16 protein-coding genes and 1 pseudogene are annotated in these 15,614 nt (G+C 75.1%); 8 read left to right on the top strand and 9 right to left on the bottom strand.

Annotated features, from left to right (window positions below; all coding sequences use genetic code 11):
* Positions 1-35 precede the first annotated feature (35 nt).
* Positions 36-423, bottom strand: a pseudogene (locus tag ABZ885_RS13585) (VOC family protein).
* A 219-nt stretch (positions 424-642) separates the two neighbouring features.
* Between ABZ885_RS13585 and ABZ885_RS13580 the strand changes: the two are divergent.
* Complete coding sequence (locus ABZ885_RS13580) at positions 643-1,458, top strand: hypothetical protein (protein ID WP_360187255.1); 816 nt, start codon at positions 643-645, stop codon at positions 1,456-1,458.
* A gap of 70 nt (positions 1,459-1,528) precedes the next feature.
* Here the strand turns inward: ABZ885_RS13580 and ABZ885_RS13575 are convergent, their stop codons facing one another.
* The 3 genes from ABZ885_RS13575 to ABZ885_RS13565 form a co-directional block, all read right to left on the bottom strand.
* Positions 1,529-2,242 carry a hypothetical protein gene (locus ABZ885_RS13575; protein WP_360187253.1) on the bottom strand — a complete coding sequence of 238 codons (714 nt, stop codon included), beginning with the start codon at positions 2,240-2,242 and terminating at the stop codon, positions 1,529-1,531.
* A gap of 198 nt (positions 2,243-2,440) precedes the next feature.
* The gene (locus tag ABZ885_RS13570) at positions 2,441-2,971 is read right to left on the bottom strand and encodes a hypothetical protein (protein WP_360187251.1); all 531 of its coding nucleotides are present in this window, start codon (positions 2,969-2,971) and stop codon (positions 2,441-2,443) included.
* 219 nt (positions 2,972-3,190) lie between these two features.
* Positions 3,191-3,391 (bottom strand): DUF6011 domain-containing protein, encoded by a 201-nt coding sequence (locus tag ABZ885_RS13565; protein WP_360187249.1) that lies wholly within the window; start codon positions 3,389-3,391, stop codon positions 3,191-3,193.
* Positions 3,392-3,432: 41 nt separating this feature from the next.
* Between ABZ885_RS13565 and ABZ885_RS13560 the strand changes: the two genes are divergently transcribed.
* Both ABZ885_RS13560 and ABZ885_RS13555 read left to right on the top strand, forming a co-directional pair.
* The gene (locus ABZ885_RS13560) at positions 3,433-4,200 is read left to right on the top strand and encodes a TetR/AcrR family transcriptional regulator (RefSeq protein WP_360187247.1); all 768 of its coding nucleotides are present in this window, start codon (positions 3,433-3,435) and stop codon (positions 4,198-4,200) included.
* A 37-nt stretch (positions 4,201-4,237) separates the two neighbouring features.
* The gene (locus ABZ885_RS13555) at positions 4,238-4,696 is read left to right on the top strand and encodes a hypothetical protein (RefSeq protein ID WP_360187246.1); all 459 of its coding nucleotides are present in this window, start codon (positions 4,238-4,240) and stop codon (positions 4,694-4,696) included.
* Between the two features lie 8 nt (positions 4,697-4,704).
* Here the strand turns inward: ABZ885_RS13555 and ABZ885_RS13550 are convergent, their stop codons facing one another.
* Positions 4,705-5,094 (bottom strand): helix-turn-helix domain-containing protein, encoded by a 390-nt coding sequence (locus ABZ885_RS13550; RefSeq protein ID WP_360187276.1) that lies wholly within the window; start codon positions 5,092-5,094, stop codon positions 4,705-4,707.
* Positions 5,095-5,203: 109 nt separating this feature from the next.
* On the opposite strand from ABZ885_RS13550, the gene ABZ885_RS13545 reads away from it, so the two are divergent.
* Positions 5,204-6,064: an SDR family oxidoreductase gene (locus ABZ885_RS13545; RefSeq protein ID WP_360187245.1), complete on the top strand. Its 861-nt coding sequence runs from the start codon at positions 5,204-5,206 to the stop codon at positions 6,062-6,064.
* Between the two features lie 235 nt (positions 6,065-6,299).
* On the top strand, positions 6,300-7,307 hold the full coding sequence (gene rarD / locus ABZ885_RS13540; RefSeq protein WP_360187244.1) for an EamA family transporter RarD: 1,008 nt from the start codon (positions 6,300-6,302) through the stop codon (positions 7,305-7,307).
* Between the two features lie 126 nt (positions 7,308-7,433).
* Here the strand turns inward: rarD and ABZ885_RS13535 are convergent, their stop codons facing one another.
* Genes ABZ885_RS13535 through ABZ885_RS13525 form a run of 3 tightly spaced genes read right to left on the bottom strand, consistent with a single transcriptional unit; the run spans position 7,434 to position 10,614 of the window.
* Complete coding sequence (locus ABZ885_RS13535; protein ID WP_360187243.1) at positions 7,434-8,309, bottom strand: ABC transporter permease; 876 nt, start codon at positions 8,307-8,309, stop codon at positions 7,434-7,436.
* Positions 8,296-9,285 carry an ABC transporter ATP-binding protein gene (locus ABZ885_RS13530; RefSeq protein ID WP_360187275.1) on the bottom strand — a complete coding sequence of 330 codons (990 nt, stop codon included), beginning with the start codon at positions 9,283-9,285 and terminating at the stop codon, positions 8,296-8,298. Before ABZ885_RS13530 ends, ABZ885_RS13535 begins: the two co-directional genes overlap by 14 nt.
* Positions 9,286-9,345: 60 nt before the next feature.
* Positions 9,346-10,614 carry a DUF2092 domain-containing protein gene (locus ABZ885_RS13525; protein WP_360187242.1) on the bottom strand — a complete coding sequence of 423 codons (1,269 nt, stop codon included), beginning with the start codon at positions 10,612-10,614 and terminating at the stop codon, positions 9,346-9,348.
* A 299-nt stretch (positions 10,615-10,913) separates the two neighbouring features.
* On the opposite strand from ABZ885_RS13525, the gene ABZ885_RS13520 reads away from it, so the two are divergent.
* The 3 genes from ABZ885_RS13520 (at position 10,914) to ddaH (ending at position 14,973) form a co-directional block, all read left to right on the top strand.
* Positions 10,914-13,487 carry a bifunctional FO biosynthesis protein CofGH gene (locus tag ABZ885_RS13520; RefSeq protein WP_360187241.1) on the top strand — a complete coding sequence of 858 codons (2,574 nt, stop codon included), beginning with the start codon at positions 10,914-10,916 and terminating at the stop codon, positions 13,485-13,487.
* Positions 13,488-13,585: 98 nt separating this feature from the next.
* Positions 13,586-14,101, top strand: a complete 516-nt coding sequence (locus tag ABZ885_RS13515) for a hypothetical protein (protein WP_360187240.1) — start codon at positions 13,586-13,588, stop codon at positions 14,099-14,101.
* Between the two features lie 44 nt (positions 14,102-14,145).
* Positions 14,146-14,973, top strand: a complete 828-nt coding sequence (gene ddaH, locus ABZ885_RS13510) for a dimethylargininase (protein ID WP_360187239.1) — start codon at positions 14,146-14,148, stop codon at positions 14,971-14,973.
* Positions 14,974-15,002: 29 nt separating this feature from the next.
* On the opposite strand, the gene ABZ885_RS13505 is transcribed toward ddaH, so the two are convergent.
* A partial coding sequence (locus tag ABZ885_RS13505; protein ID WP_360187237.1) for an LUD domain-containing protein occupies positions 15,003-15,614 on the bottom strand: 612 nt, incomplete at its 5' end.

Here is a 15,614-nt window from a genome sequence, read left to right as displayed (position 1 = left end):
CGACGGCCGCGCGGGCCCTCGGCCTTCGTGAGCGGCTACTGCCGGACCCACTCGACCAGCTGGACCACCACCCCGTTCGGGTCGGTGACCTGGAACAGCCGCTCGCCCCACGGCTCCTCGCGCAGCGGCATGGTGATCTCCACGCCCTCCGCCTTCAGCCGGGCCTCCTCGCCGGCCAGGCCGGCGACGTCGAAGGCCAGGATGAGGCCGGCGGCGTGCCGGTCGCGGAAGCCTTCGGGCAGGACCTCCAGGCCGCGCCGCAGGAAGACGACGTTCATCCCGGCGTCCCGGCGGCCGAGCGAGACGAAGCCGTCGGCCGCCATCTGCTCGGCGAACCCGAAGTGCTCCCGAAGGAACGCGGCACGCGGCGGAGGCGTCGACGTCCTCGACGGTGAGCGACACGGCGGAGGCGGTGATCTGCATGGCGAAGGGCCCTCTCGTCGGCGAATACCCCGTACGCTGTACACTGTACAACGTACGGAGAATTGCGCAAGAGGGAGAACGAGCGGGGGCGGGCGCGGTGTCGAGTCCGTCTCGGAGCCGTCTCGGTGCCGTCTCGGGCGGGTGCTGCGTGCACGCCCCTCGCTACCGTGGTCGCCATGAACACGGGGGGAGAACCCGGTCCGGGCGGGGATACGGCGGGTGGTCCGGGCGGTGCTGGGCCTGGTCGCGGCGGTGGCGGTGATCTCCGCCGGGGCCTTCGCCTGGGTGATGTACGACCTGAGCAGCCTGCCCCCGGCGCCGAACGCGCACAAGCTCGCGGAGGCCGCCGACACCCGCGCGGCCCGGGACCGGGCGGTGGCCTTCGCCGACGAACAGACGGGACGGTTGCGCGCCGCGGCTCCCTGGGCGGAGGTGCTGGACAGCTCGGTCGCCGACCTGTGCCACGCCGAGGCGCACAGTGCGGGCATCGGGAGCAAGGCCGTCTGGTCGTCGGTGCTCTGCTCGCGGACCACCGTGCTCTACGCGGCCTTCGACGGCGAGATCGAGCCGCGCCTCGCGGAACTGGACCGCGCGGTCGCCGGGCTCGGCTGGAAACCGCGCGACGTGAAGGGGCTGGTGGAGCAGTTGCACTACATGCACGGCCCGCCCGGTGAGGCCTCGCCCGAGGCGGCCGCTGCCGCCGAGGCCCGGCCGAACGACGTCGGCGTCCGCTTCGGTCTCGCCGCGCAGCGCGGGACCCAGCTGACCGTCGCGGTCGGCGACCGCCGGGGCCTGCCGCTGGTGGGCGGCAGCTGGGACGGCTGGAAGTCCGAGCACGCGGTGGACGGGAAGCCGTACACCGACCGGGACAACGAGCGCGCCGTGTACCTCGACTGGCGGCGCGTGGACGGTGAGGCCCTGACGGCGAAGGCCTACGCGGGCCACCGGTACCTGGTGGTGATCGGCGTCGCGCAGGGCTACGCCACGGGCTGCCCGGACGCCACGTGCGACGGGCCGACCTGGTACCCCGGCTGAGGCGGCGGCGCGGGGGCGGGCGGGGAGCCGCCGGTGGCGCGGCTCCCCGCCCGTCGTGGTGCGGGCCCGGCTACTTCCAGAGGACGGCCTTCTTGCCGAGCGAGTACGGGTTGCCCCAGTACTCGGCGCCGGTGACCTTCGAGGCCGTCGGGGCGAGCGCCACCGCGCAGCTCTGGGCGCTCTGGCCGGCGGTGAAGCCGCGCGGCAGGGACGGGCTGGGGCACTTGGCGAACGAGCCGATGACCAGCAGGTCCTGGGCCTCGGTGCCGTCCGCGAGGACCCCCTTCACGTGGTCCACGCTGGTGTTGGACAGGTCGGTGGTGCCGGTGTTGGTGACCGTGTAGTGGATGTAGTACGGGACCAGGCCCTTGGCCTTGTCGCCGAGCTTGAGTGCCTCCAGGTCGGCCGGGTCGCCGGTCTCGACCGAGGTGACGGCGATCGAGACGGTGCCCTTGCTGCTGCCGAAGGTGAACGGGACCTGGGCGGCCTCGCCGATCTTGAAGACCTGCCCGGGGGCCGCGTCCTTGCCGCCCGGGGCGGGCGCACCGCCGGCGGGCGCACTGGCGGCCGGACCGGTGGCGGCGGGCGCGCTCGGGCTGGCCGGGGCCGGCTGGGTGGCCGGAGCGCCCGGGCTGCTCGGTGCGGCCGGCGTGGCCGCGGTCTGGGCGGGTGCCGCGGGCGCCGCGGGCGCCGAGGCCGGCGGGGTCTTGGCCGAGTCGGACGAGTCGCTGTCGTTGCAGGCGGTCAGGACCAGCGCGCCGACCACGGCAAGTCCCAGGAACACAGGCACACTTGTGCCCCGGCCGATGGCGTTCATATGACGTTCCCCCCGTCTTGTGGACCGTCAGGCGGCGGTCCTCCGGATCCATGGTGACGGCGGCCGCCGGGGCGCACCACGGCCTTGCCGGGTTTTTGACCAGGACGTGACGAGACCGCACCGGGGCCGGGACGGACGGCAGGTTTGCCGTGCCGACACGCCTGCTCAGCGGGCGAGTTCCGGTGACCGTCCGGCGGCGCGGCGCCGGGCGTAGGCGACGGTGAGGATGCCGACCAGCGGGCCCCAGGCGAGCATCGGCGCGTAGCAGAGGTCCATGACGAGGCCGGCGGTTCCCCGGGGGAAGTCGGGGTTGTCCAGGGGGCCGCCGGGAACGAGCGTGAGCGCGGCGCAGAGTGCGGTCACGGCGGTGGCGCCGACGGCCGCCGGGACGATCACGGCTACCGGGGGGATGCGCCGGCCGCCCAGCCGGGGGACCCACGGGGGGACGCGCTCGCCCCACGGGCGGACCAGACCCAGCGTCAGGCAGGCGGCGGCCTGCGAGCCGACGGACAGCAGGAGGACGTAGGCGGCGATGGCGGGCCCGGTGTACAGCTCGCCGAGCCGGCCGGTGAAGCCGACGTCCACCCCGACACCGAGGGCGAGCCGCCAGACGCACGAGGGCACCGTGCAGAGCACGGTCGCCCAGGCCGCGAGCACGGTCCAGCGGGGTACGGCGGGCAGCGGGGTGCGGGCCATCTCGGTCTCCTGGGGCGGGGTGGGACTTCCGTGGGGTTTCCGTCCCCTCGACGATGGCGCAGCCGTCGCGCCGTTCCCTCGTCCGTGCCGCCGGACCGCCTCCCCCTGCGGGGGGAGCCTGCCGGGGGCGGCCGCCTCAGGGGATGAGACCGGTCCCTGAGGTCAGGGTCTGCCCGGCGGGTCTTGCCGGGCCCGCGACAAGCTCCGCCGGACAGACCCTCAGTCGAGCCCGGGCAGCGGATCCTGGTCGACCTCGTGGCGGGCGACGCGCTCGGCCGGGTCCCGGCACTCCGGGCCGAGCCGCAGGATCCGGGACTCGGGGTCGTGCAGCGGGCGGTGGCAGCGGCGGCAGGTGACCCGGGGGCGGACCGCCTCCGCGGCGGCGGTGCCCGGGAGCGGTTCTGGGGCTCGGTCGGTCATGGTCCGACCGTAGCCGGGGCGGGCCGTGAAAGGATCTCTCCATGGCGAGCGAGCGCAGCAGTGCAGGAGACCCGGCGCGGACGCTGGCACTGCTCTGGGGCGTGTCGGCGGAGGAGAAGCCGGGCCGGCGCGGCCCCCGGCAGGCGAAGTCGCCGGCCGAGATCGCGGCCGCGGCGGTCGCGCTGGCCGACGCCGAGGGTGTGGACGCGGTCACCATGCGGCGGGTGGCCCAGGAGCTGGGCGTCTCCCCGATGGCGCTCTACACCTACGTGCCCGGCAAGGCCGAGCTGCTGGACCTGATGCTGGACACCGTCTACGCGACCATGCCGCGCACCGCGCCGGTCGACGAGGGCTGGCGGGCACGGGTGACGGCCGTCGCCGACGACAACCGCGCGCTGTACCGGTCCCACCCGTGGGTGGCGGGGGTGTCGACGAGCCGGCCGCCGCTCGGGCCCGGGCTGATGGCCAAGTACGAGTACGAGCTGCGGGCGCTGGAGGGCACCGGGCTGCCGGACGTGGAGCTGGACGCCGCGCTGACGCACCTGCTGGGCTTCGTGCAGACCTGCGCCCGGATGGCGTCGGACGAGCGCGCGGCGGAGCAGGACAGCGCGATGAGCGACGCCCAGTGGTGGAAGGCCAACGCCGCTCTGCTGGCCCGGGTGTTCGACGTCGAGCGCTACCCGGTCGCGGCTCGCGTCGGTGCGGCGGCGGGCGAGGCCCACGGCGGCGCCTACGACCCGGACCACGCGTACGCCTTCGGCCTCGCCCGCATCCTCGACGGGCTCGCGGCGCTGATCGCCGAGGGCTGACGGTTCGTTCCGGCTGGTGTCCGGGCATCATCGGGAGATGTTCGAGTTGCTGCCGAGGACGGGCCTCGTCCTGCCGCGGAATGCGGGTGTTCTGCACTTCGGCGTGTCCGAGCGGGCAGCCCAGTGGGCCGTCTCGACCCTGGCGGACGTGCGCACGACCTGGGTCTGCCAGGCGGGTTGGGCCTTCACGGCCTGCTACGAGGGCTTGGAGCTGCTCTTCTACGGCGACTGCGCGGACCGCCTGGGCCGGCCGGACCACGACCGGCCCGGCTTCGCGGCGGCAAGCCTCCGCCGATGCGAGGCCGGGCCGACGCAGCCGTCCGCCGTACCGGTCGTGCTGGGGGACGTCGACCTGTTCGGGTACCCGGCGGCCGAGGTGCTGGCCGTCGTGGGGCCGCGCCCGTACCCGGAGATGCGCCTGTCACCCGCTTCGTCCCCGGCCGGGTACGTGCCGGAGGTGTGGTTCTCGGCCGCGGACGCGTCCTCCCCGGCCTGACCGGCAGCTCAGCGCGGCCGGGCGTCGTACGCGGCCCGGGCGGTCAGCACCGTCGGGACGCGCTCCTCGGACCAGTGGGCGAGTGCGGCGACCAGCGCGGCGGCCTCCCGGCCCAGGGGGGTGAGGCTGTAGTCGACCCGGGGCGGGATGACGGGGTGGGCCTCGCGCAGGACGAACCCGTCGCGCTCCAGGGTCTGGAGGGTCTGCGCGAGCATCTTCTCGCTCACCCCCGAGACCTTGCGCCGCAGCTCGCTGAAGCGGTAGCCGCGCTCGTTCAGCGCCCCGAGCACCAGCACGCCCCAGCGGCTGGTCACGTGCTCCAGGACCCCGCGCGAGGGGCACATCCGGTCGAAGACGTCCGGCGGGGGGAGTTCGCCACCGCGTTCGACCTGCTTCATTACCTTCATGTCAGTACCCTACTTTGAAGTGCGTACTTTCCAGAAGTTAGTGCCGTCCCTAGGGTTAGTTACGAGGTCAACGAGACAGCAACCCGAGGGAGTCACCGTCATGTACGTCGTCACCGGAGCCACCGGACAGCTCGGCCGCCTGGTCGTCGAGGGCCTGCTGGCCGAGGTCCCCGCGAGCGAGGTGGCGGTCGCCGTCCGCTCCACCGCGAAGGCCGCCGACCTGGCCGCCCGCGGCGTGACCGTCCGGGAGGTCGACTACGACCGCCCGGAGACCCTGGCCGGCGCCTTCGCGGCCGGCGACCGGGTCCTGCTGGTCTCCGGCAGCGAGGTCGGCCGCCGGATCCCGCAGCACACTGCCGTGGTCGAGGCGGCGCGCGCCGCCGGCGTCGCGCTGCTCGCGTACACCAGTGCGCCGGGTGCGGCCACCTTCCGGCTCGCCGACGAGCACCGGGCGACCGAGGCGGTGATCCGCGAGTCCGGTCTGCCGTTCTCCTTCCTCCGCAACGGCTGGTACACCGAGAACTACCTGGGCGACGCGGCCGGCACGGTGGCCCGCGGCGTCGTGGTCGGCAGCGCCGGCGAGGGCCGGGTGGCCAGCGCCCCGCGCCGGGACTACGCCGACGCGGCGGTCGCGGTGCTGCTGGGCGCCGGCGACGGGAGCGGTCACGCGGACACCGTGTACGAGCTGAGCGGCGACGTCGCGTGGAGCCTGCCGGAGCTGGCCGCCGAGCTGGCCGGGGTCTCGGGCCGGCCGGTCGTGCACCGTGAGGTGAGCCCGGCCGAGCACCGCGAGGTGCTGGTCGGCGCGGGTCTGCCGGAAGGCTTCGCCGAGGTCCTGGTGGACGTGGACGCCGGCATCTCCCGCGGCGAGCTGGCCGGCACTCCCGGCGACCTGGCCCGCCTGATCGGCCGGCCGACCGTCCCGCTGGCCGCGAGCGTGCGCGAGGCCCTCGGCTCCTGACATGCCGCGCGCGCCGGTCCGGGTGCGCATGCCCGGTGGCGTTCGCGCCCCCGACGCCCCACTGGCGTTCGCGCTCCGAGGCCCGCTGGCGCTCGCACCCCGGACCGCCCGGTGGTGTCCGCATCCCGAGACGCCCGCGGGTGTCATGACCAAAAAGCACATACGGAGATGACAGCCTGCCCCCGTGCCAGCTACCGTCGGCTCGACACACGTGCGCGCGGAGGGCAGGCCGTCAATGCCAGAGACAACCCAGCAGGAGGCCGGCAGAGGGCTCTGGTACGGCATGGCCGCGTACGGGATCTGGGGGCTCTTCCCCCTGTTCTGGCCGCTGTTGGAGCCCGGCGCCGCCGACGACATCCTGGCCAACCGGATGGTCTGGTCGCTGGTCGCGGTGGCCCTGCTGCTGGTCGCCCAGCGGCACTGGGGCTGGATACGCCCGCTGCTGCGCCAGCCGCGCCGGGTGGCCATGCTGGGCGGGGCCGCCGCCGTGATCTCGGTCAACTGGGGCGTCTACATCTGGGCCGTCAACGCCGGGCACGTGGTGGAGACCAGCCTCGGGTACTTCATCAACCCGCTGGTCACCATCGCCTTCGGCGTGCTGGTGCTGAAGGAGCGGCTGCGCACCGCGCAGTGGGCCGCCGTGGGGGTCGGCGCCCTCGCGGTGGTGGTCCTGACCGTCGGGTACGGGCGGCTGCCCTGGATCGCGCTCACCCTGGCGCTGTCCTTCGCGACCTACGGGCTGCTGAAGAAGAAGGTCGGGCTGAGCGGGCTGGAGAGCCTGGCGGCCGAGAGCGCCTTCATGTTCCCCTTCGCCCTCGGCTACCTGGTCTACCTGGAGACGGCCGGCCGCGGCACCTTCGGGCACACCGTGGCCGGCGAGTACGGCTGGGGCCACTCGGGGCTGCTGATGCTCAGCGGGGTGATCACCGCGATCCCGCTGCTCTGCTTCGGGGCGGCGGCCGTCCGGGTGCCGCTGACCGTGCTCGGGCTGCTGCAGTACCTGGCGCCGGTGTTCCAGTTCCTGATCGGCGTCGCGGTGTTCCACGAGTCCATGCCGCCCGCCCGCTGGGCCGGCTTCGCCCTGGTCTGGGCCGCGCTGGCGCTGCTCACCTGGGACGCGCTGCGCCGGGTGCGGGCCGACCGGCTGGAGCGGGCCGCCGCCCTGGAGCGGGCGGCCGGCCGCACCGTCCCGTCCGACGCCGTCCCGTCCGACGCAGCCCCGGCGCCGGCGGCCACCCGCTGACGCCTGCCCGCTGACGCCTGCCCGCTGACGCCTTCCGGCGGCGGCCGCCCGCTGGGGGCCACCGCTCAAGGCCGCCCGCCGGCGGCCGCCCGCTGACGCCGGCCCGGCGCCGGCGGCCGCCCCCGGTCAGGCCGTGATGTCCCGGCTGGTGAAGCGGGCCCACGCGGCCGAGCCGAAGACGGCGACGTAGGCGCCTTGCAGCCCGAGGTTCTTCAGCACGCCGTCCCAGTACATCGGCTCGCGCAGGAGGTCCCCGAAGCTGAGCCAGTGATGGGTGAAGAGGTACGGCTGGATCGCGTGCAGCTGCGGGAAGCTGTCGAGGATCTGGACGGTGATCACCAGGCCGACGGTGGCGGCCATCGCCGCGATGCCGCTGCCGGTGAGCGTCGAGACGAAGAGGCCGATCGCGACCAGCCCGGCCAGCGAGCCGGCCACCACGGCCGCGACCAGCACCGCCCGCACGAGGGCCGAGCCGAGCCCGATGGTCTCCCCGGAGATCAGCGTGACGTCGCCGAGCGGGAACAGCGCCGCGCCGGTGGCCAGCGCCGACAACGCCACGGTCACCGTCGCGGCCAGGCAGAACGCCAGGCCGGCGGCGAACTTCGCGGCCAGCAGCCTGGTCCGCCCGGCCGGGGCGACCAGCAGGTAGCGCAGGGTGCCGCCGGCCGCCTCGCCGGCCACCGAGTCCCCGGCGACCACGCCCACCGTCATCGGCAGGAAGACCGGCAGCGCCACCGCGAGCGCGGTGAAGACCAGGAAGAGCCCGTTCTGCGTCACCTGCGCGATGAAGGCCGGGCCCCCGCCGCCGCGCGGCCCGTCCGTCTCGATCCGGACCACCACGCCGATCAGGACCGGCAGCACCGCCAGGATCCCGAGCAGCACCATCGTGCGCACCCGGCGGAAGGTCAGCAGCAGCTCGCTGCGGAACAGCGCCAGGAACCCGGCCGCCGTCTGCGGCCGCCGCCCCGCCACCGGTGCGTGCAGCACCTCAGCCCGCGACATCGAAGCCCTCCCCGGTCAGCGCCACGAAGGCGTCCTCCAACGTGCCGCGCTCCACACCGAAGCCGTGCACCCGTACCCCGGCCGCGACCAGCGCCGCGCAGATCCCGGGCAGGACGTCGTCGGCCGGGGCGTCGAGCTCGCCCTCCAGCCGCTCCTCGCCGGCCCGCACGTCGGCGACCGGGTGCGCGGCCAGCACCTCGGCGGCCCGCGCCACGTCCGGCGTGCGGACCACCAGCCGGCCCTGGGCCCGGGCGGCCAGTTCGGCGACGGTGCCCTGCACCAGCAGGCGGCCGCGCGACATCACCGCGGCGTGGGTGCAGACCTGCTCGATCTCGTCCAGCAGGTGCGAGGAGAGGAAGACCGTCGTCCCCTCGGCCGCGACCTCGCGGACCAGCGCCCGGATCTCCCGCATGCCCTGCGGGTCGAGGCCGTTGGTCGGCTCGTCCAGCACCAGCAGCTCGCGCGGCTGAAGCAGGGCCGAGGCCAGGCCGAGCCGCTGCTTCATGCCCAGCGAGTACGCCTTGGCCTTCTTGCCCGCGGCGGCCGTCAGGCCGACCCGGTCCAGGGCCTCGGCGACCCGCCGCTTCCGGGTGCGCGGGTCGGCGGTCGGGTCGGCGGCGTCGAACCGGGCCAGGTTGTCCCGGCCGGAGAGGAAGCCGTACAGCGCCGGGCCCTCGATCAGCGCCCCGACCCGGGGCAGCACGGTGGCGACGGACTGCGGCATCGACGCGCCGAGCACGGTGGCCACGCCCGAGGTGGGCGCGATCAGGCCCATGAGCATCCGGATGGTGGTGGTCTTGCCGGAGCCGTTGGGCCCGAGGAAGCCGAAGACCGAGCCGCGGGGGACCGTCAGGTCCAGCCCGTCCACGGCGAGCTGGCCGCCGCGGAACCGCTTGGTCAGCCCGCGGGTTCTGATCACGTCGTCGGACGGGGCCGCCTGCGCGGCGGCGGGAACGGCCGCGGGGGCCGGGCGCAGCTCCGCGCCCCGCCCCCCGGCCGGCTCCGTAACGTCCCCCGTCACGGGAGCCTGGGCCACTCAGTTCACCCCGGCCGCACTCTGCAGCACCGGCAGCGTCACCGCGCCCGCGAAGACCCGGCCGTCATCGGTGACCAGCACGTTCAGCACCTTGGTGCTGATCAGCGAGCCGCCCTTGACCGGCTTGCCGAGCGACTTCGCCAGCGCCAGCGGGTTCTGCATCCCGGCCGGGCCGTCGCCCTTGCCGTCGCCCTTGCCCTTGCCGTGGCGCTTGCCCTCGGCCGGCGCCGGGACGTCACCGGTGGGCAGCTGGGCGGTCAGCACCGCCGTCCAGCCCTCGCCGACCACGTTCAGCCCCTCGGCCGCCCGCTGCGCGTCCGGCCCGGCCGGGGCCTTCGGTGCGTCGCCGGCCTTCTGCTCCGTCACCTTGGCGCCCTTGGGCACCGTGAACTCGAAGGTCTTGGCGGGCGGCTTGGCGAAGGACACCTCGGTGAAGCGGAGGTCCAGCACCTTGCCGCCGTCCGTGCCCTTGACCAGCACCGCGAGCGGCACGCCGTTGTCGGCGGCCACCGCGATCCGGACCTCGCCGATGGTCGAGCCGGCCTGGGTGGGCTTCACGCTGAGCTGGTACGCCTTCTGCCCGGCGACGGTCGCGGTGCCGTCCACGGTGACGGCCGTGGTGCCCGCGCTCGCGGTGAGGAACCGGCGGGCGGCCTCCTGCGGGGTGGCCGGCACCCCGGTCAGCGGCGCCTGGCCGGCGTGGTGGTCGGGCCGGGCGCCCTGCGGGGCCGTCAGGTGGACGGCCTCGTTGGTGGAGCTGTCCCAGGCCCAGACCTGGTCGCCGTTGCGGACCAGCTCGTACCCGGCGAGCTGCTCGATCAGTCCGATCCGCTGGTGGTCGGGGCCGTCCACGGCGACCCGCAGGGTGTGCTCGCCGCCGAGCAGCTCGGTCAGCTTGGCCTCGGGCGAGGCCCCGGACGCGTTCCCGGCGCCGCCCGGTCCGCCCGGGCCGGCGCCGTCCCCGGCCCGGACCCCGGCCGCCCCGCCGGCCGCGAGCAACTGGGCCGGCACGCCGAGGTCGGCGGAGACCGAGACCGTGCCCGAGAGCGTCTGCGCCTGCGAGCCGAGCGCCTTCGCCACCACCTGTTCCGCCGTCAGCGCCGGAAGGTCCGGCGGGGAGTCGGCCGCGAGGGCCGGCACCAGGCCGATCCCCGTGGCGATCACCGCCGCCACCGCCACCGGCACCCCCACCCGTACCGCGGTGCGCCGCCCCGCCCGGTACGGCACGCCGCCGTCCTCGTACCGCTCAGCTGCCGTGTCGTCCGTCATCGCGTCCAACCCCTCCGTAAGCCGTGACCGAATGCCAGTGCCGTCGTGCCAGTGCCGTCGTGCCGGCGCCGAGGTGCCGGCCCGTCGTGCCGGCGCCGAGGTGCCGGCCCGTCGTGCCGGTGCCCTCGCGCCGGTGCCTCGTGGCCCTCGTGCCTGTGCTCTCCATTACACGGCCCCGGGCCGCCCGGGTCATCGCCCTGCAGGGCCAGATCGGGGTCGACCTCGTGGCGCACCCGACCCTGAGACGGCCTCAGGGTTGCATACTCCGGACGTACCAGAACTGGCGTAGTGTCGCCGCCATGGACGGAACCTTCCCCCCGACTGCGAACGCGATGCGGCGCGCGCTGCGCCGTGCCCGGGACGGTGTCGCGCTGGACGCGGCCGAGGCCGCGGTGCTGCTCCAAGCCCGGGGCGAGGATCTGCTGGACCTCTGCCGGAGCGCCGCCCGGGTGCGCGACGCGGGTCTGGAGGCGGCGGGCCGGCCCGGCGTCATCACCTACTCGAAGAGCGTGTTCATCCCGCTCACCCGGCTCTGCCGCGACAAGTGCCACTACTGCACCTTCGCCACCGTCCCCGGCAAGCTGCGCCGCGCCGGTCACGGGATGTTCATGTCGCCGGACGAGGTGCTGGACGTGGCCCGCCGGGGCGCCGACCAGGGCTGCAAGGAGGCCCTGATCACGCTCGGGGACAAGCCCGAGGACCGCTGGCCGGAGGCCCGCGAGTGGCTCGACGCGCACGGCTACGACGACACCATCGCCTACGTCCGGGCGATGTCGATCCGCATCCTGGAGGAGACCGGCCTGCTCCCGCACCTCAACCCCGGGGTGCTGAGCTGGACGGACTTCCAGCGGCTCAAGCCGGTCTCGGCCTCGATGGGCATGATGCTGGAGACCACCGCCACCCGGTTGTGGAGCGAGCCGGGCGGCCCGCACCACGGCTCGCCCGACAAGGAGCCCGCCGTCCGGTTGCGGGTGCTGGAGGACGCCGGCCGCAGCTCGGTGCCGTTCACCAGCGGTCTGCTGATCGGCATCGGCGAGACGTACGAGGAGCGCGCCGACTCGCTGTTCGCGCTGCGCCGGATCTCCCGCGCGTACCACGGCATCCAGGAACTGATCCTGCAGAACTTCCGCGCCAAGCCCGACACCGCGATGCGCGGCATGCCGGACGCCGAGCTGGACGAGCTGGTCGCCACCGTCGCCGTCGCCCGGCACCTCATGGGCCCGTCGGCCTGCCTCCAGGCGCCGCCGAACCTGGTGGACGGCGAGTACCGGCGGCTGATCGGCGCCGGGATCGACGACTGGGGCGGGGTCTCGCCGCTGACGCCGGACCACGTCAACCCCGAGCGTCCGTGGCCGCAGATCGAGAAGCTCGCGGAGCAGTCGGCGGCGGCCGGCTTCGAGCTGCGCGAGCGCCTCGCCGTCTACCCCGAGTACGTCCGGCACGGCGAGCCCTGGCTGGACCCGCGGGTGCTGCCGCACGTGCGCGCGCTCTCCGACCCGGAGACCGGTCTGGCCCGCCCGGACGCGGTGGTCCGGGGCCTGCCCTGGCAGGAGCCGGAGGACCTGCCGGCCTCGTACGGGCGGACCGACCTGCACACGGCCGTCGACACCGAGGGCCGGACCGGCGACCGCCGGGCCGACTTCGAGGACGTCTACGGGGACTGGGAGGTGCTGCGCGAGCAGGTGCTCGCCCAGGGCGCCCCGGAGCGGCTGGCGGGCGATCTGCGCGGGGCCCTGGCGGTGGCCGCCGACGACCCGGAGAAGCTGACGGACGACCAGGCGCTGGCCCTGTTCCACGCGGACGGCCCGGCCCTGGACGCGCTCTGCCGGATCGCCGACGACGTGCGGCGCGACGCGGTCGGGGACGACGTCACCTACTGCGTCACCCGCAACATCAACTTCACCAACGTCTGCTACACCGGCTGCCGGTTCTGCGCGTTCGCCCAGCGCCGCACCGACGCGGACGCCTACACGCTCTCGCTGCAGCAGGTGGCCGACCGGGCGGCGCAGGCCTGGGAGGTCGGCGCCACCGAGGTCTGCATGCAGGGCGGCATCCACCCGGACCTGCCCGGCACCGCCTACTTCGACATCGCCCGCGCGGTGAAGGAGCGGGTGCCCGGCATCCACGTGCACGCCTTCTCGCCGATGGAGGTGGTCAACGGCGCGACCCGGACCGGCCTGTCGGTCCGCGAGTGGCTGCAGGCGGCCAAGGAGGCCGGGCTGGACACCATCCCCGGCACGGCCGCCGAGATCCTGGACGACGAGGTCCGCTGGGTGCTCACCAAGGGCAAGCTGCCGGCCGCCACCTGGGTCGAGGTGGTCACCACCGCGCACGAGCTGGGCATCCGCTCCTCGTCCACGATGATGTACGGGCACGTGGACACCCCGGCGCACTGGCTCGGGCACCTGCGGCTGCTCGCCGGGATCCAGCAACGGACCGGCGGCTTCACCGAGTTCGTCACGCTGCCGTTCGTCCACACCAACGCGCCGGTCTACCTGGCGGGCATCGCCCGGCCCGGGCCGACCGCCCGGGACAACCGCGCGGTGGTGGCGATGGCCCGGCTGCTGCTGCACCCGCACATCCGCAACATCCAGACCAGCTGGGTGAAGCTGGGCGCCGAGGGCGCGGCCGAGATGCTCCGCTCGGGCGCCAACGACCTGGGCGGCACGCTGATGGAGGAGACCATCTCGCGGATGGCCGGTTCGGCGTACGGGAGTTACAAGTCGGTCCGGGACCTGCAGGCGATAGCCGAGGCGGCGGGCCGGCCGCACCGGCAGCGCACCACCACCTACGGCGAGGTGCCGGCCGAGCGCCGGGCCGCGGCACTGGCCTCGGACGGGCACCTCCCGGAGCTGCTGCCGGTGCTGGACTGAGCGGCCGCACCGGAGCACCCGGAACCGGGGCCGCGTCGTCCGCGTCCCCGTCGTGGCGGCCCGGAGGGCGGGCCGCCACGACGGACGGGGGCGGCACGATGACGACGACGGCGGGCCGGAGCGGCGCGGGCCGGTGGGGCGCCGGCCGGTGGGGTGCACTCGGCGCGGTGCTGCTCGCGTGCGCCGTGGGCTGGCTGTTCGCGCGGTACGCGGCGGACGCGTACCACCGCGACGTCCTGGTGCCGTTCCAGCACTGCGCCAAGGTGGCGAGGCTCTCGGGCCCGCCGGTCGCAGCGTCGCTGGTGGCGCCGCTGCTGAGCCTGGCGGGTGCGGTCGCCGCCGGGTGGGTCGCGGTGCTGTCGCACCGGCGTCCGCTCCTGCTGGTCGACGTGCTGCCCACCCACCGCGACCGCGCGGCGCCTGTGAGATGGCCCGCCGTGCGCCGGTGGGGCGCGCGGGTGCGCCGGGGAGTGCGCCGACCGGGCGCGTCCGCGCGGGTGTGCGACCCGCCGCACCCGGGCAGCCGCCCTCTGGGTGCCGTACCGGCGCGACCGCACACCCGGCCCGCACACCGGGGCCGTCCCACGGCCGCGTCCCGTCACGCGCCCGCTTGATCGCACGCCCGACTCCCGAAACCCCGGACGGCGGAGGTTGCCGCATGCCGAACCGAACCCCGGAGCGCGTCGCCAGGCCGCGGCGCTATCTGATGTGCCGGCCGACGCACTTCACCGTCGACTACGCGATCAACCCCTGGATGGACCCGGCGCGGCCGACCGACACCGCGCTCGCCCTCCGCCAGTGGGAGCACCTGTACCGGCTGTACCGGCGGCTCGGCCACACCGTCGAGCTGATCGACCCGCTGCCCGGCCTGCCCGACATGGTCTACACCGCGAACGGCGCCACCGTGCTGAACGGCAGGGCCCTGGTGGCCACTTTCCGGCACCCGGAGCGGGCCGCCGAGTCCGAGGCCTACCAGGAGTGGTTCCGCGCCCACGGGTACCGGGAGGTCCACCAGGCGGGCCACGTCAACGAGGGCGAGGGCGACCACCTGGTGGCCGGCCGCCGGGTGCTCGCCGGGACGGGGTTCCGCACCGACCCGGCCGCGCACGCCGAGGCCCGGGCGCTGTTCGGCGTCCAGGTGCTCAGCCTGACCCTGGTCGACCCGCGGTTCTACCACCTGGACACCGCGCTCGCCGTCCTCGACGACGACCACGTCATGTACTACCCCGCGGCGTTCTCGCCGGACAGCCAGGCGCTGCTGCGCAGCCTCTACCCGGACGCCATCCTGGCCGAGCGCGCGGACGCCGAGGTGCTGGGCCTCAACGCCGTCTCGGACGGCCGGCACGTGCTGCTGCCGGAGACCGCCAAGGCACTGGCCGTCCGGCTGGCCGCGCACGGCTACGAGCCGGTGCCGGTGGACGTCTCCGAGCTGCTCAAGGGCGGCGGCGGTGCGAAGTGCTGCACGCTGGAGCTGCGCCCGGCCTGATCACCGGGCCGTCGTGGTGGCGTCCGCCGTCATGGCGGGGCCGGCGTCGCGGTGTCCGCCGAGACCAGCACGACCTCCAGGGTGCGCGGGCCGTGCACGCCCTCGACCCGGTCGAGCTCGATGTCGCTGGTGGCCGAGGGCCCGGAGATCCAGGTCTGCGGGCGGGACGGGTCGAGGCGGGGCAGGGCGAGCGGTACCGAGGCGACCACCTGCCCGGGCGCCAGCACGACGCAGATGTGGTGGTCGGGGACGAGCGTGAGCAGGCGGCGGCCCTGCGCCGGGCCCGCGTCCAGGACCAGGGTGCCGGTCTCGGCGATCGCCAGCGCGCAGCCGGTGAGCACGCTGTCCGTCCGGTCCAGCTCGGTGGCGGTGAGCGTGCCGTCGTCGGTGACCGCCGCGACTCCGGCCGCGGCGGCGAGCCAGGCGGCCGGCAGGTCCGCCGGCACCGCGACGGTCCGGGCGCCGCGTGCGGCGAGCAGCGCGGCGACGCGTGCGGGCAGGCCGGCCGGGGTGCAGCGGTGCACCTTGGCCCGGTAGTCGGCGAGGTTGTGGTGCAGCAGGTCGAGCAGGGCCGCCGGGTCGTCGGCCGGGGAGTGGCTCTGCCGGTAGTCGCGCCGGGGCAGCGGCTCGCCGGGCGCCGC

The organism is Kitasatospora sp. NPDC047058 (assembly GCF_040643935.1).
GTDB lineage: Bacteria > Actinomycetota > Actinomycetes > Streptomycetales > Streptomycetaceae > Kitasatospora.
Note: the sequence above shows the minus strand (reverse complement) of the source record. Positions and strands in the feature narration are given on the sequence as shown.

Bases quoted from the DNA above. Each gene is read 5' to 3' on its own strand.
- ABZ885_RS13535 (WP_360187243.1), bottom strand. From the start codon at position 8,309: ATGTCGCGGGCTGAGGTGCTGCACGCACCGGTGGCGGGGCGGCGGCCG.
- ABZ885_RS13515 (WP_360187240.1), top strand. From the start codon at position 13,586: ATGACGACGACGGCGGGCCGGAGCGGCGCGGGCCGGTGGGGCGCCGGC.
- ABZ885_RS13550 (WP_360187276.1), bottom strand. From the start codon at position 5,094: ATGAAGCAGGTCGAACGCGGTGGCGAACTCCCCCCGCCGGACGTCTTC.
- ABZ885_RS13545 (WP_360187245.1), top strand. From the start codon at position 5,204: ATGTACGTCGTCACCGGAGCCACCGGACAGCTCGGCCGCCTGGTCGTC.
- ABZ885_RS13560 (WP_360187247.1), top strand. From the start codon at position 3,433: ATGGCGAGCGAGCGCAGCAGTGCAGGAGACCCGGCGCGGACGCTGGCA.
- ABZ885_RS13525 (WP_360187242.1), bottom strand. From the start codon at position 10,614: ATGACGGACGACACGGCAGCTGAGCGGTACGAGGACGGCGGCGTGCCG.
- ABZ885_RS13570 (WP_360187251.1), bottom strand. From the start codon at position 2,971: ATGGCCCGCACCCCGCTGCCCGCCGTACCCCGCTGGACCGTGCTCGCG.
- ddaH (WP_360187239.1), top strand. From the start codon at position 14,146: ATGCCGAACCGAACCCCGGAGCGCGTCGCCAGGCCGCGGCGCTATCTG.
- ABZ885_RS13565 (WP_360187249.1), bottom strand. From the start codon at position 3,391: ATGACCGACCGAGCCCCAGAACCGCTCCCGGGCACCGCCGCCGCGGAG.
- ABZ885_RS13555 (WP_360187246.1), top strand. From the start codon at position 4,238: ATGTTCGAGTTGCTGCCGAGGACGGGCCTCGTCCTGCCGCGGAATGCG.
- rarD (WP_360187244.1), top strand. From the start codon at position 6,300: ATGCCAGAGACAACCCAGCAGGAGGCCGGCAGAGGGCTCTGGTACGGC.
- ABZ885_RS13520 (WP_360187241.1), top strand. From the start codon at position 10,914: ATGGACGGAACCTTCCCCCCGACTGCGAACGCGATGCGGCGCGCGCTG.